Source organism: Allobosea sp. GW821-FHT12C12, assembly GCF_058807355.1.
Window position 1 is genome coordinate 172563 of sequence record NZ_JBXAQP010000009.1, and the last position, 23713, is coordinate 196275.

General features: G+C 69.2%; 26 protein-coding genes and 1 other RNA gene. 16 read left to right on the forward strand and 11 right to left on the reverse strand.

All coding sequences use genetic code 11. From position 1 onward, the window contains the following. The first annotated feature begins 116 nt into the window (after window positions 1-116). The gene (pufL, locus tag AC1RRW_RS14760) at window positions 117-944 is read left to right on the forward strand and encodes a photosynthetic reaction center subunit L (RefSeq protein WP_492901528.1); all 828 of its coding nucleotides are present in this window, start codon (window positions 117-119) and stop codon (window positions 942-944) included. A 57-nt stretch (window positions 945-1001) separates the two neighbouring features. Continuing rightward, a complete protein-coding gene (gene pufM, locus AC1RRW_RS14765; RefSeq protein ID WP_492901529.1) occupies window positions 1002-1970 on the forward strand; it encodes a photosynthetic reaction center subunit M in 969 nt (322 codons plus the stop codon). 196 nt (window positions 1971-2166) lie between these two features. Here the strand turns inward: pufM and AC1RRW_RS14770 are convergent, their stop codons facing one another. Further along, window positions 2167-3105, reverse strand: coding sequence for an aldo/keto reductase (locus AC1RRW_RS14770; protein ID WP_492901530.1), 939 nt, complete (start codon window positions 3103-3105; stop codon window positions 2167-2169). A 126-nt stretch (window positions 3106-3231) separates the two neighbouring features. Here AC1RRW_RS14770 and coaBC point away from each other — a divergent pair, with 126 nt between their 5' ends. From coaBC to AC1RRW_RS14795, 5 genes are all read left to right on the forward strand, one after another. Then, window positions 3232-4524, forward strand: a complete 1293-nt coding sequence (gene coaBC / locus AC1RRW_RS14775) for a bifunctional phosphopantothenoylcysteine decarboxylase/phosphopantothenate--cysteine ligase CoaBC (RefSeq protein ID WP_492901531.1) — start codon at window positions 3232-3234, stop codon at window positions 4522-4524. Continuing rightward, window positions 4521-5027 carry a dUTP diphosphatase gene (dut, locus tag AC1RRW_RS14780; RefSeq protein WP_492901532.1) on the forward strand — a complete coding sequence of 169 codons (507 nt, stop codon included), beginning with the start codon at window positions 4521-4523 and terminating at the stop codon, window positions 5025-5027. Before coaBC ends, dut begins: the two co-directional genes overlap by 4 nt. Then, a complete protein-coding gene (locus tag AC1RRW_RS14785; protein WP_492901533.1) occupies window positions 5024-5476 on the forward strand; it encodes an RrF2 family transcriptional regulator in 453 nt (150 codons plus the stop codon). Before dut ends, AC1RRW_RS14785 begins: the two co-directional genes overlap by 4 nt. A gap of 84 nt (window positions 5477-5560) precedes the next feature. After that, window positions 5561-6547 (forward strand): cysteine synthase A, encoded by a 987-nt coding sequence (gene cysK / locus AC1RRW_RS14790; protein ID WP_492901534.1) that lies wholly within the window; start codon window positions 5561-5563, stop codon window positions 6545-6547. Beyond that, window positions 6544-6984 carry a GNAT family N-acetyltransferase gene (locus AC1RRW_RS14795; protein ID WP_492901535.1) on the forward strand — a complete coding sequence of 147 codons (441 nt, stop codon included), beginning with the start codon at window positions 6544-6546 and terminating at the stop codon, window positions 6982-6984. Before cysK ends, AC1RRW_RS14795 begins: the two co-directional genes overlap by 4 nt. 10 nt (window positions 6985-6994) lie before the next feature. Here the strand turns inward: AC1RRW_RS14795 and AC1RRW_RS14800 are convergent, their stop codons facing one another. The 3 genes from AC1RRW_RS14800 to AC1RRW_RS14810 form a co-directional block, all read right to left on the reverse strand. Next, window positions 6995-7855, reverse strand: a complete 861-nt coding sequence (locus AC1RRW_RS14800; RefSeq protein ID WP_492901536.1) for a VOC family protein — start codon at window positions 7853-7855, stop codon at window positions 6995-6997. A 121-nt stretch (window positions 7856-7976) separates the two neighbouring features. Further along, complete coding sequence (locus tag AC1RRW_RS14805) at window positions 7977-9218, reverse strand: NAD(P)/FAD-dependent oxidoreductase (RefSeq protein ID WP_492901537.1); 1242 nt, start codon at window positions 9216-9218, stop codon at window positions 7977-7979. Continuing rightward, window positions 9218-10273 carry a YihY/virulence factor BrkB family protein gene (locus AC1RRW_RS14810; protein ID WP_492901538.1) on the reverse strand — a complete coding sequence of 352 codons (1056 nt, stop codon included), beginning with the start codon at window positions 10271-10273 and terminating at the stop codon, window positions 9218-9220. The genes AC1RRW_RS14805 and AC1RRW_RS14810 overlap by 1 nt, the downstream gene beginning before the upstream one ends. A 209-nt stretch (window positions 10274-10482) precedes the next feature. On the opposite strand from AC1RRW_RS14810, the gene AC1RRW_RS14815 reads away from it, so the two are divergent. After that, entirely contained in the window at window positions 10483-11217 is a 735-nt protein-coding gene (locus AC1RRW_RS14815; RefSeq protein WP_492901539.1) for an outer membrane protein, read from the forward strand. A gap of 54 nt (window positions 11218-11271) precedes the next feature. Here the strand turns inward: AC1RRW_RS14815 and recR are convergent, their stop codons facing one another. The 4 genes from recR to ffs all read right to left on the reverse strand — a co-directional run bounded on the left by recR (window position 11272) and on the right by ffs (window position 14512). Further along, a complete protein-coding gene (recR, locus tag AC1RRW_RS14820; RefSeq protein ID WP_492901540.1) occupies window positions 11272-11877 on the reverse strand; it encodes a recombination mediator RecR in 606 nt (201 codons plus the stop codon). A 232-nt stretch (window positions 11878-12109) separates the two neighbouring features. Further along, on the reverse strand, window positions 12110-12430 hold the full coding sequence (locus AC1RRW_RS14825) for a YbaB/EbfC family nucleoid-associated protein (protein WP_492901541.1): 321 nt from the start codon (window positions 12428-12430) through the stop codon (window positions 12110-12112). Between the two features lie 35 nt (window positions 12431-12465). After that, window positions 12466-14328 carry a DNA polymerase III subunit gamma/tau gene (locus tag AC1RRW_RS14830; RefSeq protein WP_492901542.1) on the reverse strand — a complete coding sequence of 621 codons (1863 nt, stop codon included), beginning with the start codon at window positions 14326-14328 and terminating at the stop codon, window positions 12466-12468. Window positions 14329-14415: 87 nt separating this feature from the next. Then, an RNA gene (gene ffs / locus AC1RRW_RS14835) (signal recognition particle sRNA small type) lies at window positions 14416-14512 on the reverse strand. A gap of 269 nt (window positions 14513-14781) precedes the next feature. Here ffs and rpmH point away from each other — a divergent pair. From rpmH to argB, 7 genes are all read left to right on the forward strand, one after another. After that, window positions 14782-14916: a 50S ribosomal protein L34 gene (gene rpmH, locus AC1RRW_RS14840; protein ID WP_067253664.1), complete on the forward strand. Its 135-nt coding sequence runs from the start codon at window positions 14782-14784 to the stop codon at window positions 14914-14916. Window positions 14917-14968: 52 nt separating this feature from the next. Then, entirely contained in the window at window positions 14969-15379 is a 411-nt protein-coding gene (gene rnpA / locus AC1RRW_RS14845; RefSeq protein WP_492901543.1) for a ribonuclease P protein component, read from the forward strand. A gap of 40 nt (window positions 15380-15419) precedes the next feature. After that, a complete protein-coding gene (gene yidC / locus AC1RRW_RS14850) occupies window positions 15420-17288 on the forward strand; it encodes a membrane protein insertase YidC (RefSeq protein WP_492901544.1) in 1869 nt (622 codons plus the stop codon). 39 nt (window positions 17289-17327) lie between these two features. After that, window positions 17328-17960: a CatB-related O-acetyltransferase gene (locus tag AC1RRW_RS14855; RefSeq protein WP_492901545.1), complete on the forward strand. Its 633-nt coding sequence runs from the start codon at window positions 17328-17330 to the stop codon at window positions 17958-17960. An 8-nt stretch (window positions 17961-17968) separates the two neighbouring features. After that, entirely contained in the window at window positions 17969-18640 is a 672-nt protein-coding gene (yihA, locus tag AC1RRW_RS14860) for a ribosome biogenesis GTP-binding protein YihA/YsxC (protein WP_492901546.1), read from the forward strand. Then, complete coding sequence (locus AC1RRW_RS14865) at window positions 18637-19005, forward strand: DUF423 domain-containing protein (protein ID WP_492901547.1); 369 nt, start codon at window positions 18637-18639, stop codon at window positions 19003-19005. The genes yihA and AC1RRW_RS14865 overlap by 4 nt, the downstream gene beginning before the upstream one ends. 85 nt (window positions 19006-19090) lie before the next feature. Next, window positions 19091-19987, forward strand: a complete 897-nt coding sequence (argB, locus tag AC1RRW_RS14870) for an acetylglutamate kinase (RefSeq protein ID WP_492901548.1) — start codon at window positions 19091-19093, stop codon at window positions 19985-19987. Here argB and AC1RRW_RS14875 read toward each other — a convergent pair. The 3 genes from AC1RRW_RS14875 to AC1RRW_RS14885 form a co-directional block, all read right to left on the reverse strand. Further along, window positions 19974-20846 (reverse strand): C40 family peptidase, encoded by an 873-nt coding sequence (locus AC1RRW_RS14875; protein ID WP_492901549.1) that lies wholly within the window; start codon window positions 20844-20846, stop codon window positions 19974-19976. The two genes, argB and AC1RRW_RS14875, sit on opposite strands and share 14 nt — an antisense overlap. 46 nt (window positions 20847-20892) lie before the next feature. Beyond that, complete coding sequence (locus tag AC1RRW_RS14880) at window positions 20893-21246, reverse strand: MarR family winged helix-turn-helix transcriptional regulator (protein ID WP_492901550.1); 354 nt, start codon at window positions 21244-21246, stop codon at window positions 20893-20895. Between the two features lie 75 nt (window positions 21247-21321). Beyond that, window positions 21322-22722 (reverse strand): leucyl aminopeptidase family protein, encoded by a 1401-nt coding sequence (locus AC1RRW_RS14885; protein ID WP_492901551.1) that lies wholly within the window; start codon window positions 22720-22722, stop codon window positions 21322-21324. 114 nt (window positions 22723-22836) lie between these two features. Here AC1RRW_RS14885 and AC1RRW_RS14890 point away from each other — a divergent pair, with 114 nt between their 5' ends. Beyond that, on the forward strand, window positions 22837-23706 hold the full coding sequence (locus AC1RRW_RS14890) for a tetratricopeptide repeat protein (RefSeq protein WP_492901552.1): 870 nt from the start codon (window positions 22837-22839) through the stop codon (window positions 23704-23706). Window positions 23707-23713 lie beyond the last annotated feature (7 nt).

Consider the following 23713-nt stretch of genomic DNA (forward strand, 5'->3'; position numbering starts at 1 on the left):
GAGGACAGCGCGCCCTGCGCGCGACCCCGTCCGCCGATCCGACCTGAAACCGCGAAAGATCAACCGTTTGAAACGATGCGCGGCCGGCCAGGCATGCGCTCGCGGAGGATGCGACCATGGCCTTGCTCAATTTCGAACGTAAATATCGCGTCAGGGGCGGGACCCTGATCGGGGGCGACCTCTTCGATTTCTGGATCGGGCCCTTCTATGTCGGATTCTTCGGCGTCGCGACGGCGTTCTTCGCCGCGCTCGGCACCGCGCTCATCCTCTATGGCGCGGCCATCGGGCCGACCTGGAACCCCTGGCTGATCTCGATCGCCCCGCCCGACGTCAAATACGGCCTCAGGCTCGCGCCGATGAACGAGGGCGGCCTCTGGCAGATCATCACGATCTGCGCCTTGGGCTCGTTCATCTCCTGGGCGCTGCGCGAGGTCGAGATCTGCCGCAAGCTCGGCATCGGCTATCACGTGCCCTTCGCCTTCGGCTTCGCCATCCTGGCCTATATGACGCTGGTGGTCTTCAGGCCGATGCTGCTCGGCGCCTGGGGCTACGCCTTTCCCTACGGCATCTTCAGCCATCTCGAATGGGTCTCGAACGTCGGCTATCAATACCTGCAGTTCCACTACAACCCGGCGCATATGATCGCGGTGAGCTTCTTCTTCACCACGGCGCTGGCGCTCTCGCTGCATGGCGGCCTGATCCTCTCGGCGGTCAACCCCAAGCGCGGCGAGCCGGTGAAGACGCCCGAGCACGAGAACACCTTTTTCCGCGACACGATCGGCTATTCGATCGGCACGCTGGGCATCCACCGGCTCGGCCTGTTCCTGGCGCTGCAGGCGGTGTTCTGGAGCGCGGTCACCATGATCATCAGTGGTCCCTACTGGAGCGAAGGCTGGGCCGAGTGGTGGGATCTCTCGAAGCATTTCACGATCTGGCGGCGCTGATCGCAGCGCGGCGCCCCGAAACCCGACGCGACATCCGTCTGTCCAAGGATCAAGGCGATGGCAACCTATCAGAACATCTTCACCCGGGTTCAGATCCATGGCGCGCCGGATCTCGGCGTGCCGATACCAGGCCGCGGCACGCGGCGCGGAAGCGCGACCAAGACCTATAATCTGTTCGGCCTGATCGGCGACGCGCAGATCGGCCCGGTCTATCTCGGCTGGACCGGCGTCACCTCGATCGTCTGCGGCATCATCGCGATCGAGATCATCGGCCTCAACATGCTGGCCTCGGTCGGCTGGAGCCCGACGCGCTTCGTGCGCGAGTTCTTCTGGCTCCAGCTCGCGGCGCCGCTGCCCCAGCACGGCCTGAAAATCCTGCCGCCGCTGCAGGAGGGCGGCTGGTGGCTGATCGCCGGCTTCTTCCTGACCACCTCGATCCTGCTCTGGTGGGTGCGCACCTATAACCGGGCCCGCGCCTTGGGCATGGGCACGCATGTCGCATGGGCCTTCGCCTCGGCGATCTTCCTCTATCTCGTGCTCGGCTTCATCCGGCCGCTGCTGATGGGGTCATGGAGCGAGGCGGTGCCCTTCGGCATCTTCCCGCATCTCGACTGGACGCAGAACTTCTCGCTGCGCTACGGCAACCTGTTCTACAATCCGTTCCACGCGCTCTCGATCGCGTTCCTTTACGGCTCGGCCCTGCTCTTCGCCATGCACGGCGCGACGATCCTGGCCGTCTCCCGCTATGGCGGCGACCGCGAGATCGAGCAGATCGTCGATCGCGGCACGGCCTCGGAGCGCGCTGCCCTGTTCTGGCGCTGGACCATGGGCTTCAACGCCACGATGGAGTCGATCCATCGCTGGGCCTGGTGGTTCGCGGTGCTGACCACGCTGACCGGCGGCATCGGCATCCTGCTCACCGGCACCGTGGTCGACAACTGGTACGAATGGGCGATCAAGCACAAATTCGCCCCCGCCGATCCGACCTTCTGGCAGCAGATCGCGGTGCCTCCGCCGAAGGTCTGATCCGGACCAGCTCGGGAGATGCGGCATTGGGGGAGACCGGAAACGGTCTCCCTTTTTTGTTGATTTGACCGGCCCGACGAAGAACGGCCTCATCCTGACGAGCCGCGCAGCGGCGTCTCGCGGGATCGTCCAGCTCTGGAGCATCCTTCGGGACCTGCCTTCGGCGCTCCTCGGGATGAAGAAGATATTGGACGCCTCAGGCCGTGATCGCGTCGATCGCGGCCAGATCCTCCGGCGTCAGGGCCCATTCGGCCGCCTTGACGTTGGCCGCGATCTGCTCGGGTTTCGTCGCGCCGGCGATCACGCTGGAGACGACGGGTTGCGCCGCCAGCCAGGAGAAGGCGAGCTCGACCAGCGTCTTGCCGCGCGCCTCGGCGAAGTCCGTCAGCGCCTCGATCCTGGTCCAGTTCGTCTCGGAGAAGATCTGCCCGGCGCGCTGCGGCAGCTTGGTCAGGCGGGCGCCCTCGGGCATCGGCGCGTCGCGGCGGTACTTTCCGGTCAGCGCGCCGTTGGCGAGCGGGAAATAGGGCAGGAGGCCCATGCCGTAATGCCGCGCGGCCGGAATCAGGTCCTTCTCCGCCCCGCGCACCAGCAGGCTGTACTCGTCCTGGGCCGAGACGAAGCCCGGGATGCCGAGATCGCGCGCCGTCCAGGCCGCGTCGGCGACCTGCCAGGCGACGACGTTGGAGCAGCCGACATAGCGGACCTTGCCCTGCCGGACGAGATCGTCGAGCGCGCGCAGGGTCTCCTCGATCGGCGTCAGCGCGTCGGGCCGGTGGAGCTGGTAGAGGTCGAGCCAGTCGGTCTTCAGGCGGCGCAGCGAATCCTCGACCGCCTGCATGACGTAACGGCGCGAACCGCCCTTCCTGACGCCTTCTGAATCCATCTCCATGCCGAATTTGGACGCGAGCACGATCTGCTTGCGGCGCGCGCCGAGCACCTCGCCGAGCGCCGTCTCCGAGCCGCCTCGCTCGCCATAGATGTCGGCCGTGTCGAACAGGGTGATGCCGTGCGCGATCGCCGCATCGACGACCTTGCGCGTCGCCTCGAGATCGATCCGCCCGCCGAAATTGTTGCAGCCGAGGCCGACGAGCGAGACGCGCAGGCCCGAGCGGCCGAGATTGCGGGTGAGCATGGGGTTGGGTCCTCCGGCGAAACAGGACCGGAGAGGACCAGAGCCGGCGGCCAGGCGCAATGGCGTGGAGCGCAAGGCGGGCGTCTCCCGCCGGCAGGGCTCCCCCATGACAGGCCGGCCTCCGCGATGCTAGGTAACGACGCCCTCGTTCCGGAGCCTGCCTTGTCCGCCTCCCGCTCCATCCTGCTGATCATCGGCGGCGGCATCGCCGCCTATAAATGCCTGGAGCTGATCCGGCGGCTGAAGGATCGCGGGATTTCGTCGCGCGTGATCCTGACCAAGGCGGGCGAACAGTTCGTGACGCCGCTCTCGGTCTCGGCGCTGGCCGGCGAGCGCTGCTTCACCGACCTGTTCTCGCTGACCGACGAGGCCGATATCGGCCATATCGCGCTGTCGCGCTCGACCGACCTCCTGGTCGTCGCGCCGGCCACCGCCGACATGATCGCAAAAATGGCGACGGGCATGGCCGTCGACCTCGCCACGACCGCGCTGCTCGCGACCGACAAGCGCGTGCTGATCGCGCCCGCGATGAACCCGAGAATGTGGGAGCATCCCGCGACGCGGCGCAACATGGCGCAACTCGCGGCGGATGGCGCGCTCGTCGTCGGCCCCAATAGCGGCGCGATGGCCGAGCGCGGCGAGAGCGGGCCCGGCCGCATGGCCGAGCCGATGGAAATCCTGGCGGCGATCGAGCGGGCTCTCGCCCATGATCCGGCCGCGCCGCGCGCCACCGGCTTCCTAGGCCGGCTTCCCGGCGGAGCCGCCTCGAAGCCGCTGGCCGGCAAGCGCGTGCTGGTCACCTCCGGGCCGACGCATGAGCCGATCGACCCGGTGCGCTACATCGCCAACCGCTCGTCCGGCAAGCAGGGCCATGCCATCGCGGCCGCGGCCGCCGCCGCCGGTGCGCAGGTGACGCTGGTCTCCGGCCCGGTCGCGATTCCCGATCCGGCCGGCGTGAGCACGATCCATGTCGAATCGGCGCGCGAGATGCTCGCCGCCGTGCGGACGGCATTGCCCGCCGACATCGCGATCTTCGCGGCGGCCGTCGCCGACTGGCGCGTGGCGGACGCCGCGCCCGAGAAGATGAAGAAGGCGGCGGCCGGCACGCCGGCGCTCTCCCTGGTCGAGAATCCCGACATCCTCGCCACCGTCGCCGCGCTGAAGACGGGCCGACCAGCGCACGTCGTCGGCTTCGCGGCCGAGACCGAGAACGTCTTAGACCATGCCCGCGCCAAGCTCGACCGCAAGGGCTGCGACCTGATCGTCGCCAACGATGTCGGCGGGACCGGCGTGATGGGCGGCGAGAGCAACACCGTCCATCTGGTTTCGCGCGACGGCGTGGAGACCTGGCCGACGCTGCCGAAGTCCGAGGTCGCCGCCCGGCTCGTCGCCCATCTCGCCGGGCTGGCGACGTCGTGAGCGCGCCCGTCGTCATAGCCGTCGCGCGGCTGCCGCATGGCGAAGGCCTGTCGCTCCCGGCCTATGAAAGCGAAGGCGCGGCCGGTATGGATTTGCGCGCGGCGCTGGTCGAGGGCGAGGTGCTGACGCTGGCGTCGGGCGCGAGCGCGCTCGTGCCGACGGGCCTGAGCCTGCGGATACCGGCCGGCTTCGAGGGGCAGGTCCGGCCGCGCTCCGGACTCGCGGCGAAGCACGGCGTCACGATCCTGAACGCGCCCGGAACGATCGACAGCGACTATCGCGGCGAGGTGAAGGTCGTCCTGATCAATCACGGCCCGGTCCCTTTCGGCGTCAGGCGCGGCGACCGGATCGCCCAGTTCGTGCTCGCGCCCGTGACGCGGGCCACGCTGAGCGAGGTCGACGCGCTCGACGAGACCGGGCGCGGGACCGGCGGCTTCGGCTCGACCGGCGTCGCCGGCGGCAAGGCAAGCGCTGAGACAAGCGTGAAGGCGGTCCGGCCATGATCCCGCTCTCGCGGCGCTCCTTGCTCGCCATCGCCGCCGTGGTCGATGTCGCGCTGCATGCCCGCCCGACACCCGTCGCGGCCAAGCTCCTGGCGGCGCGTCACGACCTGCCGCCGCGCCATCTGGAGACGCTGCTGCAGGCGCTGGTCAAGGCCGGCATCCTGAAGGGCGTGCGCGGCCCGCGCGGCGGCTACGAGCTGGCGCGCGAGAGGCGGCGCATCACGGCGGGAGAGATCGCGCGGGCCGCCATGCTCGCCGATGCCGGGGAGGCGCTCGGGCCGCTGCCGCGCTCGCGGCTGGTCGACAACGTCATCGGCCCGCAGGTGGAGCAGGCCTCGCAGGCCTTTCTCGCGACGCTCGACGGCGTCACGGTCGCGGAGCTGTGCCGGCGGGCCGGGGAGGCGAAGGTTCTCGACGGTCCGGATGCGAATGCTGATTTTACGATATGAAACTGTATATTATTAGTTTTATCGACAGCGCCTGTGAATTCGACTAGCGTTGCCTCGCATCAGACGCTTCTCAAGGAGGATCCGATGACCGAGGCCGTTCGCAAGCTCCATCCCGCCCCGACCAGGACGCCCGGCCGCGGCCGCGTCTACGAGTCGATCACCGACACGATCGGCGACACCCCGCTGGTGAGGCTGAACCGCCTGCCGGCGAAACGCGGCGTCAGGGCCACGATCCTGGCCAAGCTCGAATTCTTCAACCCGATCTCCAGCGTCAAGGACCGCATCGGCGTCCACATGATCGACGCGCTGGAGGCGTCCGGCGCGCTGAAGCCCGGCGGCACGCTGATCGAGCCGACCTCTGGCAACACCGGCATCGCGCTCGCTTTCGCCGCCGCCGCGCGCGGCTACCGTCTGATCCTGGTGATGCCGGAGACGATGTCGCTGGAGCGGCGCAAGATGCTGGCGCTGCTCGGCGCCGAACTCGAGCTGACGCCCGGCCCCGGCGGCATGCGCGGCGCGGTCGCCCGGGCCGAGGAGCTCAAGGCCGGGATCCCGGGCGCGATCATCCCGCAGCAGTTCGAGAACCCGGCCAACCCCGAGATCCATCGCCAGACCACGGCCGAGGAGATCTGGAACGACACGCAGGGCAAGGTCGACATCTTCGTCGCGGGCGTCGGCACCGGCGGCACGATCACCGGCGTCGGACAGGTGCTCAAGGGGCGCAAGCCCGGCGTGAAGATCATCGCGGTCGAGCCGGAGGATTCGCCGGTGCTGTCGGGCGGCTCGCCCGGACCGCACAAGATCCAGGGCATCGGCGCGGGCTTCGTCCCCGGCATCCTCGACCGTTCGGTGATCGACGAGGTCGTAACCGTCGGCAACCAGACCTCCTTCGAGACGGCGCGGGCGCTGGCGAAGTCGGAGGGCATCCCCGCCGGCATCTCGTCGGGCGCGGCGGTCGCGGCGGCGCTCGAGGTCGGTGCACGGCCGGAGAACGCCGGCAAGACGATCGTGGTGATCGTCCCCTCCTTCGCCGAGCGCTACATTTCGAGCGCGCTGTTCGAGGGGCTTTGAGCGCAGCAGTCCAGATCGTCCGGCTGAGCGGGAGCCTGCCGGACGATTTCGAGGCGCTGCGGCAGGAGGCCAGCGCGGAGGGCTATGCTTTCCTGGATCGTCTGGCCGCCGAATTTGCGCGCGGCGACTATGAGGGCGCGGGCGATCCGCCGGTTCTTTTTGCGGCTTTCAGCGAAGGCAGGCTCGCAGCCGTCGGCGGCCTGACGGCGGACCCTCATGATCCCGCGCCCGACCTCGTTCGACTGCGGCATGTCTATGTCGGGCAGGGCGAGCGGGGCGGCGGCGTCGGGCGCGTGCTCGCCATCGCCGTGATTCAACAGGGGCTTGCGCTTGCGCCGCGTCTTTCGCTGCGGGCAGCCGATGCGCGGGCGGCTGGGTTCCGGGATGCGCTCGGCTTCGAGCGCGCCGGCGGCAGCGAAACCCGCACCATCTGCTGACCCGCTGAGATCAGGCCTTCAGCACGAGCCGGCTTCCCCATGGGTCTGCAACGGTCGGACCATCGGGACCGACCTCGCCGCCAGCGCCGAGGATGCGCTCCCGCATCGTCTCGAACTCGCCCGCATCCCGCGCCACCAGCTCGAACCGATCGAGCCCGAGCTCGCCCGCCTGCCGCGCGCCCGCGCCGCGGCTGCCCCAGACATTGCCGGCGATGTGGTGGTGGTAGCCGCCGCTGGAGAGGAAGCTCGCGCCGGGATAATGCACCATCACGTCGAAGCCGAGCTTGCCCTGATAGAACGCCTCCGCCTCTGCCGTGTCGCCGACGCGCAGATGGATATGGCCCATGCGCGTGCCGGCGGGCATGCCGGCACAGGTTCCGCCCGTGCTCTCGCGCGCCAGCGCGTCGAGATCGAGCCGCTCCGTCGCCATCCTGATCGCGCCGTCGCGGCGCGGCCAGTCGGAGCGCGGCCGGTCGCGATAGATCTCGATGCCGTTGCCCTCGGGATCGGAGAGATAGAGCGCCTCGCTGACGAGATGGTCCGACGCGCCCTCCAGCGGAATGCGCGCCGCCGCCGCGTGGCCGACCCAGTCGGCGAGCGCGGCGCGCGAGGGCAGCAGGATCGCCAGATGGAACAGGCCGGCCGGCGAACGCGGCCGCGAGCCGCCCTCGACCAGCCTGACCAGCGCGACGCCGTCGACGCCGAGCGTCGCGGTCCCGGCATCCTGGGCGATGACGCCGAGGCCGATCGCATCGCGGTAGAAAGCCGTCAGTCCGGGGAGATCGTCGACCCGCAGCGTCACCGCGCCGATATGGAACGGCGCATCATGGGCCTCGAGCGCGACGGGTCTGGTATCCTGGACCGCAAGCATGGCAGCCTCCGCGTGAAACGCGGCCTGCGTGGCCGCCTGCCCGGGGAGATGGCGCGTCCCCGTCCCGATGTCGCCCCCGATACCGGCAAATTCACGCTTGCAACAACGCAACCGCGCCGGATCAGGGACGCGTCGGGTCAGGTCTGTCTATCGCGAATTGGCGGAACCAGTCGCGCTCATGGCCGTGGATCAGCGCGCCGAGCAGGCGCGAGGCGAGGAAGCTGAAGGTGATGCCGTTGCCGCCATAGCCATAGGCCGCCAGCAGGCGCGCATGGCCCGGCACCCGTCCGATCAGCGGCAGCCCGTCGCCGGTCTGGCCGAAGGCGCCGGACCAGCTGTGACCGAGCGAGAGTTCCGCGCGGGGCATGAGCGCGCCGAGCCTCTTCAGCAGGGCCCGCGCCTTCTCGGGCTGGAGACGCTCCCGGCGCTCGGCGTCATCGTCCTCCTCGTCCTCGCCGCCGATGACGATGCGGCCGTCGCGCGTGGTGCGGCAATAGGCGTAGTCCTCCGAGGCCTCCCAGACGAGCGCCGGGCCGGGCCAGAGCGCCTGGGGGCCCTGCGGAAGCGTCGCGATCGCCCAGGACGAGGCGACGCGGTGCAGGTCGGTCTTCACGCAGTCAGGCATGACATAGCCCGTCGCCAGAACGGCATGGCCGGCCTCGATCGTCCGCCCGCCGGCGAGCTGGACCAGCGCCGCCCGGCCTTCGCCGGAGAAGGCGACCGCCTCGTCGCGAACCAGCCTCGCGCCGCGCTTCATCGCAATCGACAGCAGGTTGTGGCAGAGGCTGAGCGGATCGGCCTCGGCCGAACCGGGCGAGACGATCGCGCCCTCCCGGTCGAGCCCGAGCCGCGTCAGCAGGCCGGCCTGGTCGAGCACCGCTCCCGGCAGGCCGGCCTTTTCGCGCAGCGCCGATTCGGTTCGCAGCTCGGCCAGCCCGACGTCGCCGGCGGCGAGATAGACGCTGTCGCGGGCCAGGAAGCCGGCGTCGATCCCGAGGCTTGCGATCAGCTCGCGCAACCCGTCGACGGCGCGAAAGCTGCGGCGGTAGACGTCGGCCGCCTTCTCGAAGCCGTAGAACCCCGTGAGATGTTCCAGCGACTTGTCGATCTCCCATTGCAGCATGGCGGTCGAGGCCGCCGTGCTGCCGAAGCCCTCGCGCTCGCGATCGACCAGCACGATCTTCCGGCCGAGCCCCGTCAGGTGCTCGGCCATGAGAGCGCCGGTGATGCCGCCGCCGACGATGACGACATCGCAGCGGATGTCCGTATCGATGCTCGTTCCCGGAGGTCGCGGCGGGCCTGCGAGCCAAGGGCTCCGTCCGCTGCGCAGGTCGGTCTGGCGGGTCGTATCGTGATCGAGCATCAGTCGCGGTCCGCGACCGGCGGGCCGATCGTGTCGGCCATGGTCGCGCCGCGCAGGCCGATCGGCTTGGGCTGGCCGAGCGTCGTGTCGCGCGCGGTCTGGTATTCCAGCTGGGCGTTGAGTTCGGCGCCTGCCAGCACGATCGTCGCCGAAAGCCAGAGCCAGGTCATGAAGACGACCACCGTCGAGAGCGAGCCATAGGCCGCCGTGTAGTTTCCCAACGTGCCGACATACCAGGAGAAGGCGAAGGACGCCGCCGCCCAGAAAACCGCCGCCGCGATCGCGCCTGGCATCACCCAGATGAAGCGCGCAGGGTGGCGGCTCGGACCGATCCAGTACAGGAAGGCGATCGACATGGCCGCGACGATGAAGAAACTCGGCCAGCGCACCAGCCGCAGCAGCCGCTCCAGCTCGAAGGCGGCCGGAAACAGCGCCGAGATCACCGGGACGCTCGCGATGATGATGAGGGCCGCGCTGAGCAGGGCGACGCCGCTGATCGTCATCATCAGCGAGATGGCGTTGAGAGCGATGAAGCTGCGCTTCTCGCGCTCGCGATAGATGATGTTGAGCGCGTCGAAGACCGCCTTCACGGCGGCGTTCGCGCTCCAGGCGGCGACGAGGAAGCTGATCAGGAAGGTCAGCGAGAGCGTCGACATGTCCTGTGTCGCCAGCCTGACCGCCTGCTCGCGGATCAGGTCGCGCGCGGCGTCCGGAAAGAACAGCGTCAGGCTGTCCAACTGGCCCGCGATCGTCAGCGGGTCGGTGAAGTAGCGGTAGACCGTGACGAAGAGCGAGAGCGCCGGCACCAGCGACAGCAGCGTGAAGAAGGCGACCGCGCCGGCCAGCGACATCAGCCGGTTGTCGATGACGTTGTCGGCGAAGCGCAGCAGGACATCCTTCCAGCCGAGCCAGGTCATCTGCCAGGGAGCGCCGGCCGTGCGTCCGCGCTCCTCCTCGCGCCGGCCGCGCAGGAAGCGACGCGAGACGGCGTCGTAAGCGTAGCCAAGCGCAACGGCCGCGCCGGCCATGCCCGTGATCCGCTTCAGAAACGCCATCCGCCGGGACCCTCTCACGCCGCGCCTCTTCCGCCGTCGCGCCGCGGCCAGGTCAGCCTGCCGCAAACACGCCATCATCCGAAATGTTCCGGCTGCCGGGCAGCACGCGCAAAGCGAGACGATTTATTAACCTTAACACTTTCATAGTGCGGTCAGGCCGACGCGTTTGACGGACGCGCCTCCGATTTCGTCCACGGGTAGAGACCGCGATGAACATATCTTTGAAAGCCGCTCTGGCGAGCCTCGTGATCCTGGGCAGCAGCGCGGCCGGCGCGGCCGACCTGCCGTCGGGTAAATATCTTCCCCGCGCTCCGGCGCTGCCGAGCCTGTACGACTGGACCGGCTTCTATGTCGGCGCCCAGGCCGGCTACAGCTGGGGCGGCGACAAGACCAAGGAGTTCTTCACCGCCGGCCGCGTGCCGGTCGGCGTCGAGTTCACCTACAGCACCGATTCGGCGGTGGGTGGCGCCCATGCCGGCTTCAACTACCAGATGGCCTCGCTGGTCATCGGCGCGGAGGCCGACATCGAAGGCACCAACGGCCGCGGCGGCTTCAACGATCCCGGCGGTCGCAACGCCTTCGATCCCGGCGGCGTCGTCCGCGTCCGCCGCGACTGGCAGGCTTCGGTGCGCGGCCGCATCGGCTGGGCCTTCGACCGCTTCATGATCTACGGCGCCGGCGGCGTCAGCTTCTCGAAGTTCGACTACAGCTACTACAACCCGGTGGCGCGCGCCGGCGAGGGCGGCGCCTTCGACCGCACCGGCTGGACCGCCGGCGGCGGCGTCAACTACGCCATGACCGACAGGATCATCCTCGGCCTCGACTATCGCTACACCGACTACGGCAAGTTCGACTATGTCGCGCGCTCGGCCTTTCTCGGTCTGACCGCCGAGCAGAACCCGACCATGCACACGGTCCGCGCCAGCGTCGCCTACAAGTTCTGAGGCGAAGACAGCAGATGCCGACGCCGCGCCCCCAAGGCGCGGCTTTTCGCGTTCCTAGAACCCGGTGCGCTGGCGGATCGCGGCGGCGAGCGTGCCGTCGTCGAGATAGTCGAGCTCGCCGCCGACCGGAACGCCATGGGCGAGCCGGGTGACCTTCACCGGCAGATGCGCGAGCAGGTCCGTGACGACATGCGCGGTGGTCTGGCCGTCGACCGTGGCGCTCAGCGCCAGGACGACCTCGCGCACCGCCGGTGCGCTGGCGCGCGCGACCAGCGCCTCGAGCGAGAGATGCTCGGGCCGCACCCCGTCCAGCGCCGAAAGCACGCCGCCGAGCACATGATAGCGCCCGGAGACCGCGCCCGAGCGCTCCAGCGCCCAGAGATCGCCGATATCGGCGACGATCACGAGCTGCGCCCCGTCCCGGCGCGTGTCGCGACAGAGCGAGCAGGGGTCGCTGGTGTCGATGTTGCCGCAGGTCGAGCAGACGACGATGGTGTCGCGGGCGACGGCCATGGCCTCGCTCAACGGCCCGAGCAGTTGCTCGCGCTTCTTGACGAGATGCAGCGCGGCGCGGCGGGCCGAGCGCGGCCCGAGGCCGGGCAACCTGGCCAGGAGCTGGATCAGCCGTTCGATCTCGGGGCCGGCGATGGCGCGGGACATGGAGAGCTTTCCGCTCAGCTTCGCGCGTGACGCATGGAAGCGCCGCCCTGTCCCCTTCCCCCCGCTTGCGGTGGCGAAGGGCTGGGGAGGGGGAGGCGTGCAGAACCTGGTTCGACGCCCGCAACAGGCGACGGCCTGGACTCTCCCCCCCACCCCGGCCCTCCCGACCGCAAGCGGGGGGAGGGAGGGAAGCCACGACCTGCGCGGCGCATTTGATTCAACTGTCTCGTGGTCAAAACAGCTTCATGCCGGGCGGGATCGGCAGGCCCCTGGTGATCTCGGACATGCGTTCCTGCATCACGCGCTCGGCGCGGGTGCGGGCGTCCGCGCAGGCGGCGACGATCAGGTCCTCGACGATCTCGCGCTCGTCCGGGATCATCAGGGACGGGTCGATCTTCACCGCCTTGAGCGCGCCCTTGGCCGTCATCGTCACGCTGACCATGCCGCCGCCTGCCGAGCCCTCGACCTCGATGGTGTCGAGCTCGGCCTGCATGTTGGCCATCTTCTGCTGCATGTCCTGCGCCTGCTTCATCAGGCCCATCATGTCGCGCATGGTCGGTTCCCCCTCGGATCGGGATAGATTTGGGATCAGAAATCGACGCCGTCGAAATCGGGCTCGCTGTCGTCGAACAGCGGCTCGGCGTCGGGAAGATAGTCGCTCTCGGCCGGCGCGTCTGGCGCCGCTTCCGCCTCGGCCGCGCGCGGATCGCGCACATCGACGATGCGCGCGCCCGGAAAGCGCTCCAGCACGGCGCGCACGGCAGGATGGGAGGCGGCGTCGCTCTCGCGCCGGCCGCGCGCCGCTTCCGCCTGTTCGCGCAGGGTCGCGCCGCCCTCGGCGTTGACGACGGCGACCATCCAGATCTGGCCGGTCCATTCGCGCAGCTTGCGCGAGAGATCGGTCGCGAGCGTGCGCGAACTGCCGGTCGCCAGCGAGAACTCGATGCGCCCCTGTTCGAAGCGAACCGGCCTGACATCGCGCTCGAGCGCGAGCTTCAGCGTGATGTCGCGATGCTGCGAGGCCAGCGCCACGACATCCTCGAGCGAGGCGAGAATGACCCGCGGCCGCGCCAGGGCCTGCGTCGCTGGCGCGGCCACCGGCATCGGGGTGGCGCTGGCCAGCACGGGCCGCGCGGCGAGCGCGGCGTTGCCGCCGCCCGAGGGGGGGCGCGGGGCGGAGGACGGCATGGGGCTGCCGGCGTGCATCGCGCCCGTGCCGTCGCGCATCGCCTTCAGCGCCTCGTCGGGCGTCGGCAGGTCGGCTGCGTGCGCCAGGCGCACCAGCGCCATCTCGGCGGCCATGATCGGCCGGTCGGCCTGCTTCACCTCGGCGATGCCGCGCAGCAGCATCTGCCAGGCGCGGGCGAGGATCCGGATCGAGAGCCGCCGGGCGAAATCGCCGCCGCGGACGCGCTCGGCCTGGGCGAGGCTGTTATCCTTCGCGGCGTCCGGGACGAGCTTCAGCCGCGTCACCAGATGGGTGAACTCGGCGAGATCGGTCAGAACCACGACGGGATCGGCGCCCGCGTCGTATTGCGCGCGCAACTCGCCGAGCGCGGATGCGATGTCGCCCTTCATCACCTGTTCGAACAGGTCGATGACGCGGGCGCGGTCGGCCAGCCCCAGCATGGAGCGGACGTTGTCGAGCGTGATCGCGCCGGCCGCGTGCGCGATGGCCTGATCGAGAATGGACAGCGAGTCGCGCACCGAACCCTCGGCCGCGCGCGCGATCGCCGCGAGCGCCTCCTCCTCGGCTTCGATTCCCTCGCGGGCGCAGATGCCGGCGAGATGGCCGATGAGCGGGGCCGACTCGACGCGGCGCAGGTCGAAGCGCTGGCAGCGCGACAGGACGGTGATCGGCACCTTGCCGATCTCGGTCGTGGCGAAGATGAACTTCGCGTGCGGCGGCGGCTCTTCCAGCGTCTTCAGGAGGGCGTTGAAGGCCGGCGTCGACATCATGTGGACTTCGTCGACGATGTAGACCTTGTAGCGCGCCGAGACCGGCGCGTAGCGCACCGCGTCGTTGATCTGGCGGACATTGTCGACGCCGTTGTTGGAGGCGGCGTCGATCTCCATCACGTCGATATGGCGGCCCTCGACGATGTCCTTGCAGTGGATGCCGAATCTGGCGAGGTCGGTCGTCGGCGCGCCCTTGCCGTCCTCTGTCTGGTAGTTGAGGGCGCGCGCGAGGATGCGCGCCGTCGTCGTCTTGCCGACGCCGCGCACGCCGGTCAGCATCCAGGCCTGCGGAATGCGGTTGGCGGCGAAGGCGTTGGTCAGCGTGCGCACCATCGCGTCCTGGCCGATCAGGTCGCCGAAATGGGCCGGGCGGTATTTGCGCGCGAGCACGCGATAGGCGGCCTGGACCGGCTCCGCCTTGACGGGCGCGGGGTCGAAACCGGCAAAGCCCGGCTCGTCCGGTGAGGGGCCTGAATGGTCGTCGTCGCTCATCGGTCTGGTTTGGCGTTTGCGCGCGCGGGGGTCAACGCCCGTTTCGCGGCTTATCCCGGGCGCCGCGACAGCGCCCGGCAGCAACACGGTGGGAGGCTGGACGAAGACCCGTTCGGTCTCGTTAGGGCTGCTTCCTTCCGGACCTGACCCGGTTGGCGAGCGAGACGTCCCTCGCCAACCTCCCGGGCGCTATATCGGGGGTTTGGCGGCCGAGCGCAAGCCTTCCTGCAGCGTAGCGGGGTTCCGCCCGCGGCGCGCGGTCCCGCCTGCGATCGACAGGCTTCTTCTTGTCGCGGGACATGCCTTTTGCATTGACTTGGACCCGGCCATCCGCCATAAGCCCGCGACTTGCGCAGCCTTGGCGGGCGCGCGGAGCTTTTTGCATGACAGGCTCGGATGGCCGCGCTTCTCCCGGGAGGCCTGAGACCGCCGCGCTGACCCCGGAGACGGATCGTGAAGAGAACCTATCAACCCAGCAAGCTGGTCCGCAAGCGCCGCCACGGCTACCGCGCCCGCATGGCGACCGCCGGCGGCCGCAAGGTCATCGCCGCCCGTCGCGCGCACGGCCGCAAGAAATTGTCGGCCTGAGCCGCGGGCGCGTGAGTTTCGCGCGCCTCGCCCGGAAGACTGGCCAATCGCCATGCGCCTCGCCCGTCTGACCCAACGCAAGGAATTTCTGGCGGCGGCCGAGCATGGCCGCCGTTTTCGTTCGTCCGCGCTTTCCGTTCAGCTTCTCGACCGGCCGGTCGACGACGACACGGGCCCGCGGCTCGGGATCACGGCTTCGCGCAAGGTCGGGAACGCCGTGAAGCGCAACCGCATCCGCCGCCGCCTGAGGGCCGCCGCGGCGCTGGCTCTGGCCGACAAGGCGACGCGGCCCTGCGACCTCGTGATCGTCGCCCGGCCCGAGACCCTGTCCGCCGCGTTTCCGACGCTCGTGGCGGACCTCTCGGCCGCTCTCGATCGCGCCAGGCCGGGCAAGCCCGGCCGCCATCCCGCCTCCAGGGCCCGCCGCGCCGAGGATCCGGCCGCGGCCCGCCCGCAATCCTAGAGCCTTCGGGCGCCAGCGAGACCTGTTTGCGATCATGATGATGAAAGAAGACAACCGCAATCTGCTGCTGGCGATCACGCTGTCGGTCGTCGTGCTTCTCGGCTGGCAATACTTCTACGGCGTGCCGCAGATGGAAAAGCAGAAGCAGATCGCGCAGCAGAACCAGCAGACGCAGACGCCCGCGGTGGCGCCCGGCGCCACGGCCGTTCCCGCGCCCAGCGTCTCGGGCCAGCCCGGCGTGCCGGCGACGCCCGGCGCGGTTCCGGCGACGCCGGCCGTCGAGACCCGCGCCCAGGCGCTGGCCCGAAGCCCGCGCGTTCAGATCGATACGCCCAAGATCGCGGGCTCGATCGCGCTGACCGGGGCGCGCCTCGACGATGTCTCGCTCAAGGCCTATCGCGAGACGGTCGACCCCAACAGCGCCAACATCATCCTGCTCTCGCCGCTCGGCGGCCCGAACGCCTATTATTCCGATTTCGGCTGGGTCGCGGCGCCGGGCGCCAATGTTCCGCTGCCGACCGCCACGACGCTGTGGAGCGCCGATGCGCAGACGCTGCGTCCCGGCACGCCGGTCAACCTCACCTGGGATAATGGCCAGGGTCTTCTCTTCAAGCGCGCGATCAGCGTCGACGAGAACGCGATGTTCACGATCCGCGACGAGGTCGAGAACAAGGGGTCCGCCGCCGTCACGCTGTTCCCCTACGGTCAGGTCGTGCGCCACGGCAAGCCGGCGACGCTCGGCTACTACGTGCTGCACGAGGGCATGATCGGCAATCTCGGCGAGCAGGGCCTGCAGGAATATACCTACGACGCCACGGACAAGGAGCCGCTGCTCTCTGCCGGCACAAACGGCAAGGTCTGGAAGGACGTCATCGGCGGCTTCCTCGGCATCACCGACAAATACTGGGCGGCCGCAGTCGTCCCGGACCAGGCCCGCAGATACGAGGGCCGCTACTCCTCGGTGCAGACCGGCAGCGCCCGGACCTACCAGGCCGATTTCCTGGGCGAGGCGGTCACCGTCGCGGCCGGCGCCAGTTCGGTGAACCAGGCCAGGCTCTTCGCCGGCGCCAAGGAGGTCGCCGCGATCGATGGCTACGAGAAGACTCTCGGCATCAAGCGCTTCGAGCTGATGATCGACTGGGGCTGGTTCTATTTCATCACCAAGCCGCTGTTCTACGTGATGGACTGGATCTACAAGCATGTCGGCAATTTCGGCGTCGCCATCCTGCTCGTCACCGTGCTGCTGAAGGGCCTGTTCTTCCCGCTCGCGAGCAAATCCTACGCCTCGATGGCCAAGATGAAGGCGGTCCAGCCCGAGATGCTGGCGATCCGCGAACGCTTCGCCGACGACAAGATGAAGCAGCAGCAGGCGCTGATGGAGCTCTACAGGACCCAGAAGATCAACCCGCTCGCGGGCTGTTGGCCGGTTTTGATCCAGATCCCGGTCTTCTTCGCGCTCTACAAGATCCTGTTCGTCACCATCGAGATGCGGCATGCGCCCTTCTTCGGCTGGATTCGCGATCTCGCCGCGCCTGACCCGACCAACATCTTCTTCTTCCTGCCGGCCACGCTGACCGCGCTGCTCCATATCGGCATCTGGCCGATCATCATGGGCGTCACGATGTTCATCCAGATGAAGATGAACCCGGAGCCGCCGGACCCGGTGCAGAAGATGATGTTCACCTGGATGCCGGTGTTCTTCACCTTCCTGCTCGGCTCGTTCCCGGCCGGCCTGGTGATCTACTGGAGCTGGAACAACCTGCTCTCGGTGCTTCAGCAGGGCTACATCATGAAGAAGCATGGCGTGAAGATCGAGCTGTTCGACAACATCAAGGCGATGTTCGGGAAAAAGCCGGCCGCGACGGCCGTGGCCGCTCCGGGCAAGCCGGCGAACAGCAACAAGAAGTAGCGACGATGGCGCGGGTTTCGGCCCGCGCCGTTTCCCGCCATGCCCCTGCCCGACCCCCTGACCCGCAACCCGATCTCCGGCTGGAAGGGGACGGCCTTTCTCAGGGCGATCGTCGACGACCCGCTGATCGAGGTCGGCGACTGGAGCTATTACGACGACTCGCGCGGGCCGGAGCATTTCGTCGCGCGCTGCGTGCGCTACCATTTCGACTTCATCGGCGACCGGCTGATCATCGGCAAATTCGTCGCGATCGCGCAGGGCGCGCAATTCGTGATGAACGGGGCGAACCACCCGATGGGCGGCTTCTCGACCTACCCCTTCGGCATGTTCGGGATCGAGGGCGCGCCCGACTGCAAGACCACGAAGACCGGCTTTCGCGGCGACACGCGCATCGGCAACGACGTCTGGATCGGCCGCGAGGCGGTGATCATGCCGGGCGTGACCATCGGCGACGGCGCGATCATCGGCACGCGAGCGCAGGTGACCAGGGACGTGCCGCCCTACGCCGTCGTCGTCGGCAATCCCGGCCGCGTCGCGAAGGCGCGCTTTTCGCCAGAGATCGTCGCCGCGCTGCTCGACATCCGCTGGTGGGACTGGGACGCGGACCGGATCGCCCGCAACATCGCCGCGGTCACCGCCTCCGACATCGACGCGCTGCGCGCGGCCGTGTAGTCAGGGCCATGACCAGCAGCCTGACCAAGCCCTATGCCGACGACGAGATCGGGTCCGCCCGAAAACTCTTCGAGGGGCCGTGGGACTTCGTCTGGGCCTCGACCCATATCGACGACCTGCCGCCGATGGTCGGCCAGGAGATCGCCTTCGCCGGCCGCTCCAATGTCGGCAAGTCGAGTCTGATCAACGCGCTCACCCGGCGCAACGCGCTGGCGCGGACCTCGCATACGCCCGGCCGCACGCAGCAGCTCAACTTCTTCCGCCAGGTCGGAGCCGACGAGCGCCTGACCATCGTCGACATGCCGGGCTACGGCTATGCCGCCGTCGGGCGGGCCAAGGTCGCGTCCTGGACCAACCTGATCCACAACTACCTGCGCGGCCGTCCGAACCTGATGCGGGTCTATCTGCTGATCGACGCCCGCCATGGGCTGAAGGACGTGGACAACGCCGTGCTGGAGACGCTCGACAAGGCGGCGATGTCCTATCAGCTCGTCCTGACCAAGGGTGACGCGATCAAGAAGGCCGACCGGCAGTTCATGCTCGAGGCGACCTTCGACGAGATCAAGCGCCGGCCGGCGGCGTTCCCGGAGGTGCTGCTGACCTCGAGCGAGAGCGGACTGGGCATTCCGGAGCTGCGCGCGGCCGTCGGGCGGGTGCTGGCCGAGCGGGGCGAGGCGTGACCGCGACCCGCATCCATCTCGTTCTCGCCGTCCTGACGGGGCTCGCCGGCGTCGCGCTTCTGGCGGTGGCGGCGCATGTCACGGGCACGACGAACGTCCAGACCGCCGGCCAGATGCTGCTGTTCCACGCACCGACCGTGATGGCCGCGACCGTGGCGCGCAAAGCCGGGCTCCTGCACGACTGGCTGGCCCGCATCGCCATCTCGGTCATGATGCTCGGCGTCGCGCTCTTCGCAGCCGACCTGACGCGGCGCGGCTTCGCCAGCGAGGCGCTGTTTCCGCGCGCGGCCCCGATCGGCGGGTTCCTGATGCTCGGCGGCTGGGCCGGGCTGACGCTGTCGGCGCTGTTCGCAAAGCGCGCCTGACCCGCGCGGATATTCTTCCGCCCATCGCCATTGTCCGCTAGAAGGCGCTCCGGCGCGGTCCTTCGCGCGTCCGCGGAGCCTGCCGATGATCCCTCCCGCCCATATGACGCCCTCGCAAGCCGCCGACCTCTTGGTCCAGGCGCTGCCGCATATGCAGCGCTACGACCAGGAGATCATCGTGATCAAATATGGCGGCAACGCCATGGGCGACGCGGCGACGGCGGAGGATTTCGCCGAGGACATCGTGCTGCTGGAGCAGTCGGGCCTGAAGCCCGTCGTCTGCCATGGCGGCGGACCGCAGATCGCCGCCATGCTCGGCAAGCTCGGCATCAAGTCCGAGTTCAGGCAGGGGCTGCGCGTCACCGACGAGGCCACCGTCGAGGTCGTCGAGATGGTGCTCGCCGGCTCGGTCAACAAGGAGATCGTCGGCTACATCTCGCGCGAGGGCGGCAAGGCGATCGGGCTCTGCGGCAAGGACGGCAACATGGTCACCGCCCGCAAGGTGACCCGCACCATCGTCGACCCGGATTCCAGGATCGAGGAGGTGCTCGATCTCGGCTTCGTCGGCGAGCCCGAGACGGTCGACACCTCGGTGCTCGACGCCGTCCTCAAGGCCGAGCTGATCCCGGTGCTGGCGCCGGTCTGTGCGGCGGCCGACGGCCAGACCTACAACGTCAACGCCGACACCTTCGCCGGCGCGATCGCCGGCGCGCTCAACGCCAAGCGCCTGCTGCTGCTGACCGACGTGCCGGGCGTCCTCGACAAGGACAGGCGGCTGATCCCGGATCTCACGGTCGAGGAATGCCGCCGGCTGATCGCGGACGGCACGATCTCCGGCGGCATGATCCCGAAGATCGAGACCTGCATCTACGCGCTGGAGAAGGGCGTCGAGGCGGTCGCCATCCTCGACGGCAAGGTGCCGCATGCGGCGCTGATCGAGCTCTTCACCGATACCGGCTCGGGCACGATCATCCGGCGCTGAGAGCCGGCAGCCGCCTGATGCCCGTGATCGCGCCGAAGCTCTTGGCGCGGATGCGGTCGCGGGCTTCCCGCAGCGGCTCGGCCATCACCCGCATCGTGTAGGCGGTGGCGTGCAGCAGCGTGTCGGGGTCGCTCAGGATGCCGACATGGCCCTTCCAGAAGACGAGGTCGCCGCGCCTCAGTTCGGCGAGGCTCTCGTCGAAGGGAACAGACTCGCCCAGCGCCGCCTCCAGCATGTCTGAATCGCGCGGCGAGGGGATGCCCGCCGCCGCCAGCGAAAGCTGCGTCAGGCCCGAGCAGTCGAGGCCGAGGCTGGTCTTGCCGCCCCAGAGATAGGGCGCATGCGCGAAGCGCTCCGCCACCGCGACGAAATCCGGCTCGAAGCGGTCGCGCGGCGCGAGGTGACCGGCGAAGACGTGGCCGCCATCGGCCAGCACGAGGAACTCGCCGGCTTCGCCGGTCACCGTGACCCGCGCGCCGAGCGGCAGGCTCTCCAGCGGCGGCAGCTTCATCGACGGTCCGGGGTAGACGAAGGTGCGCAGGGCCGAGACGCGGTGGCTTGGGTCGCCCGAATCGGGGCGAAGCGCGTCGTCCGGCAGGTAGCCGACATAGCCGTCGCCCGCGAGCTGGACCCAGGCCCAGCCCTCATGGCGCTCATAGACGTCGACCCGCTCCCCCATCAGCGCCTCGGTGTCGAGCGCCGCATCGGGTCGCGGCTCGCGGCGAAGGGGAGCGCTCGCGGCGACGACGCGCATCGGCTCGGGATCGACGAAGGCGCGCGCCTCGACCTGACCGATCAGGCGGCTTGCGGCAAGATCGGGACGGAAGGGCGTGATGCGGCGGTCTGGAATCGCGGTCATGACGGCAATGTAACGGCCGCGCGTTAACGGAGCGAGAGCGCCCTCGTCACGCGCCGCCGAGCTCGCGCGCCCGCTCGGTCACGAGGTCGGCTAGCTTCTCGACCGCGAGCGCGCCCGCGACCGTGCGCTGGACCACGACGTTGCGGCGGTCGAAATCGTCGCGCTTGCGGCTGACCAGGCCGAGCTTGCCCATGGTGTCGAGCGCGCGGGTGATCACCGGCTTGGTGACGCCGAGCTGCCGGGCGAGACCGCGCACGGTATGGGGCGGCATTTCGAGATAGATCGTCAGCAGGATCGCGGTCTGGCGGGCCGAGAGCTCGGCCTGGCCGGCGCGCACCAAATCGAGATGGACCTGCCGCCAGAGCCTTAGCGCCTGCGAAGGCCTGATCTCGAGTGGCATGAAGGATCCCGGTCGTTACGGGTCCGTATCATTATTGCAGTTTGGCCGCGGCGCAACGATCCTCGCCCAACAGGCTTAATCGCGCGCGCGGCTCAGGCGCGGATGGAGCTGCTTGACCAGCGCATAGGTCAGGCGCGCCGCCTGGCACTCGCCGCCCTCCGTCCGTCCGGGTTTCGCCGACGGCGTCCAGGCATAGATGTCGAAATGGGCGTAGGAAGCGGTTTTTTCCACGAAGCGGTTGAGAAAGAGCGCCGCCGTGATCGAGCCGGCCATGCCGCCGGTCGAGACGTGGTTCACATCGGCGACGCGGGAGTCGAGCATGGCGTCGTAAGGCGGCCAGAGCGGCATCCGCCAGACCGGATCGTTGACCGCCTGGCCCAGCCGCGCGATCTCGGCCGCCAGCCCCTCGTCATGCGTATAGAAGGGCGGCAGTTCCGGCCCGAGCGCGGTGCGCGCCGCCCCCGTCAGCGTGGCGTAGTCGAGCAGCAGCTCGGGCGCCTCCTCGTCGGCCAGCGCCAGCGCGTCGGCGAGGATCAGCCGGCCCTCGGCGTCGGTGTTGCCGATCTCGACGGAAAGACCCTTGCGGCTCGCCAGCACGTCTCCGGGGCGGAAGGCCGCGCCGGAAACGGAATTCTCGACCGCCGGCGCCAGCAGCCGCAGCCGCACCGGCAGCCCTGCCAGCATGATCATGCGCGCGGCGGCGATCGCGGCGGCCGCCCCGCCCATATCCTTCTTCATCAGGAGCATCGAGGCGTCGGGCTTGAGGTTCAGCCCGCCGGTGTCGAAGGCGACGCCCTTGCCGACCAGCGTCACCTTCGGATGGGCCGGATCGCCCCAGACGAGATCGACCAGACGGGGCGCGCGCGGCGAGGCGCGGCCGACCGCATGCACCATCGGGAAGTTCGCCGGCAGCAGGTCCTCGCCGACAATGCTGGTGACGCTTGCGCCGGTCTCCGCGGCGAGAGCCCGGATCGCGGCCTCGATCTCGGCCGGGCCCATGTCGTTGGCGGGCGTGTTGACGAGGTCTCGCGCCAGCCAGACCGAATCGGCGATCAGGCTCAACTCGTCCCCGTCGACGCCTTCGGGCAGCACGAGGCGGGCCGCGACCGGGGCCGGCTTGCGATAGCGGTCGAAGCGGTAGGCCTGCAGCAGCCAGGCGAGCGCGGCGAGGCTGGGATCGTCGATCTCGCCCGCAAGCGCGTAGTCGCCGGCCGGCAGGAGGGCCGCGAGCCGGCCCGCCGCGAACGGGTCGCGCCGGCGCGCCTCGGCCTGTTCCGCGCCGAGCAGCACGCTCGCGATCGCGCCTTGCCCATCGGGCAGCAACAGGAACTGTCCCGGACGGGCGGCGAAACCATGCGCCCCGGCGAAGCGCCGCGCTTCCCCCGGCAGGCTCGCCAGCAGCGCCGGCAGCTCGGCTTTCGATACGACATGGACCGGAACGGCGGCAGGCGAAGACGCGGCGAGGAGGCTGTGCACGATGGAATCCGGATCAGGTCGGGAGCGGCGCGAGGCGGCCGGTTAAGGATGCGTTAGGGTTAACGCTTTATCACCGGATCGACCAGATTCCATTGTGGCAAGGCGATCCCGCCCATGTTTCCCAGCTCGATCAGGCATCCGATCACGCCCCTGGTGTTTCGCCGCGCCGGCCTGCGCGCCTTGCTCTGCGTCGCGGCGCTAGGCCTCGCCGGCTGTCAGGGGCGCGGCCTCGGCGATGTCACCGGCTCGATCGGTTCCGCCAGCACGGCGCGGACGCAGGCCGATTGGCAGGCCGAGAGCCAGAGCTGGGGCAAGCGCTACGAGGCCAATCCGAAGGACCGCGACGCCGCGTTCAACTATGCCCGCGCCCTGCGCGCGCTCGATCAGAACGCCCAGGCGCTGGCGATCCTGCAGAACGCCGTGCTGGTTCATTCGAACGATCGCGAGATGCTGGGCGCCTATGGCCGCTCGCTCTCGGACAATGGCCGGCTCAAGGAGGCCGACGAGGTTCTGTCACGGGCCCATTCGCCCGAACGGCCCGACTGGCGCATCCTGTCGGCGCAGGGCGTCGTCGCCGATCAGCTCGGCGAGCACGCGCGCGCGCAGCAGCTCTACCACGCCGCGCTCAAGATCGCGCCGAACGAGGCGACGGTGATGTCCAATCTCGGCCTGTCGCTGGCGCTGTCTCGGCAATTGCCGGAAGCCGAGCGCGTGCTGCGCGAGGCCGCCTCCGGCAGCGGCGACGTCCGCGTGCGCCAGAACCTCGTGCTGGTGCTCGGCCTGCAGGGCCGCTTCGCGGAGGCCGAAACGCTCGCCCGGCAGGATCAGACCCCGGCCGAGGCCGCCCAGACCATCGCCTATCTCAAACGCAGCGTCAGCCAGCAGAACAGCTGGAATCTGCTCAAGGGCGACAAGGGCAAGGCGAAGCCCGTCACGCCCGGAGCGTCCGAACCGCGGGACGATACGGTCCAGCCCGCGACCTGACCGGGGG

Coding starts and splice junctions, on each gene's coding strand:
- AC1RRW_RS14825 (WP_492901541.1), bottom strand. CDS start 12,430: ATGCGCGACATGATGGGCCTGATGAAGCAGGCGCAGGACATGCAGCAG.
- AC1RRW_RS14830 (WP_492901542.1), bottom strand. CDS start 14,328: ATGAGCGACGACGACCATTCAGGCCCCTCACCGGACGAGCCGGGCTTT.
- AC1RRW_RS14810 (WP_492901538.1), bottom strand. CDS start 10,273: ATGGCGTTTCTGAAGCGGATCACGGGCATGGCCGGCGCGGCCGTTGCG.
- coaBC (WP_492901531.1), top strand. CDS start 3,232: ATGCTAGGTAACGACGCCCTCGTTCCGGAGCCTGCCTTGTCCGCCTCC.
- yidC (WP_492901544.1), top strand. CDS start 15,420: ATGAAAGAAGACAACCGCAATCTGCTGCTGGCGATCACGCTGTCGGTC.
- AC1RRW_RS14805 (WP_492901537.1), bottom strand. CDS start 9,218: ATGCTCGATCACGATACGACCCGCCAGACCGACCTGCGCAGCGGACGG.
- pufM (WP_492901529.1), top strand. CDS start 1,002: ATGGCAACCTATCAGAACATCTTCACCCGGGTTCAGATCCATGGCGCG.
- AC1RRW_RS14785 (WP_492901533.1), top strand. CDS start 5,024: ATGATCCCGCTCTCGCGGCGCTCCTTGCTCGCCATCGCCGCCGTGGTC.
- yihA (WP_492901546.1), top strand. CDS start 17,969: ATGACCAGCAGCCTGACCAAGCCCTATGCCGACGACGAGATCGGGTCC.
- rnpA (WP_492901543.1), top strand. CDS start 14,969: ATGCGCCTCGCCCGTCTGACCCAACGCAAGGAATTTCTGGCGGCGGCC.
- AC1RRW_RS14855 (WP_492901545.1), top strand. CDS start 17,328: ATGCCCCTGCCCGACCCCCTGACCCGCAACCCGATCTCCGGCTGGAAG.
- argB (WP_492901548.1), top strand. CDS start 19,091: ATGATCCCTCCCGCCCATATGACGCCCTCGCAAGCCGCCGACCTCTTG.
- AC1RRW_RS14880 (WP_492901550.1), bottom strand. CDS start 21,246: ATGCCACTCGAGATCAGGCCTTCGCAGGCGCTAAGGCTCTGGCGGCAG.
- AC1RRW_RS14815 (WP_492901539.1), top strand. CDS start 10,483: ATGAACATATCTTTGAAAGCCGCTCTGGCGAGCCTCGTGATCCTGGGC.
- AC1RRW_RS14770 (WP_492901530.1), bottom strand. CDS start 3,105: ATGCTCACCCGCAATCTCGGCCGCTCGGGCCTGCGCGTCTCGCTCGTC.
- AC1RRW_RS14875 (WP_492901549.1), bottom strand. CDS start 20,846: ATGACCGCGATTCCAGACCGCCGCATCACGCCCTTCCGTCCCGATCTT.
- AC1RRW_RS14800 (WP_492901536.1), bottom strand. CDS start 7,855: ATGCTTGCGGTCCAGGATACCAGACCCGTCGCGCTCGAGGCCCATGAT.
- cysK (WP_492901534.1), top strand. CDS start 5,561: ATGACCGAGGCCGTTCGCAAGCTCCATCCCGCCCCGACCAGGACGCCC.
- AC1RRW_RS14890 (WP_492901552.1), top strand. CDS start 22,837: ATGTTTCCCAGCTCGATCAGGCATCCGATCACGCCCCTGGTGTTTCGC.
- recR (WP_492901540.1), bottom strand. CDS start 11,877: ATGTCCCGCGCCATCGCCGGCCCCGAGATCGAACGGCTGATCCAGCTC.
- pufL (WP_492901528.1), top strand. CDS start 117: ATGGCCTTGCTCAATTTCGAACGTAAATATCGCGTCAGGGGCGGGACC.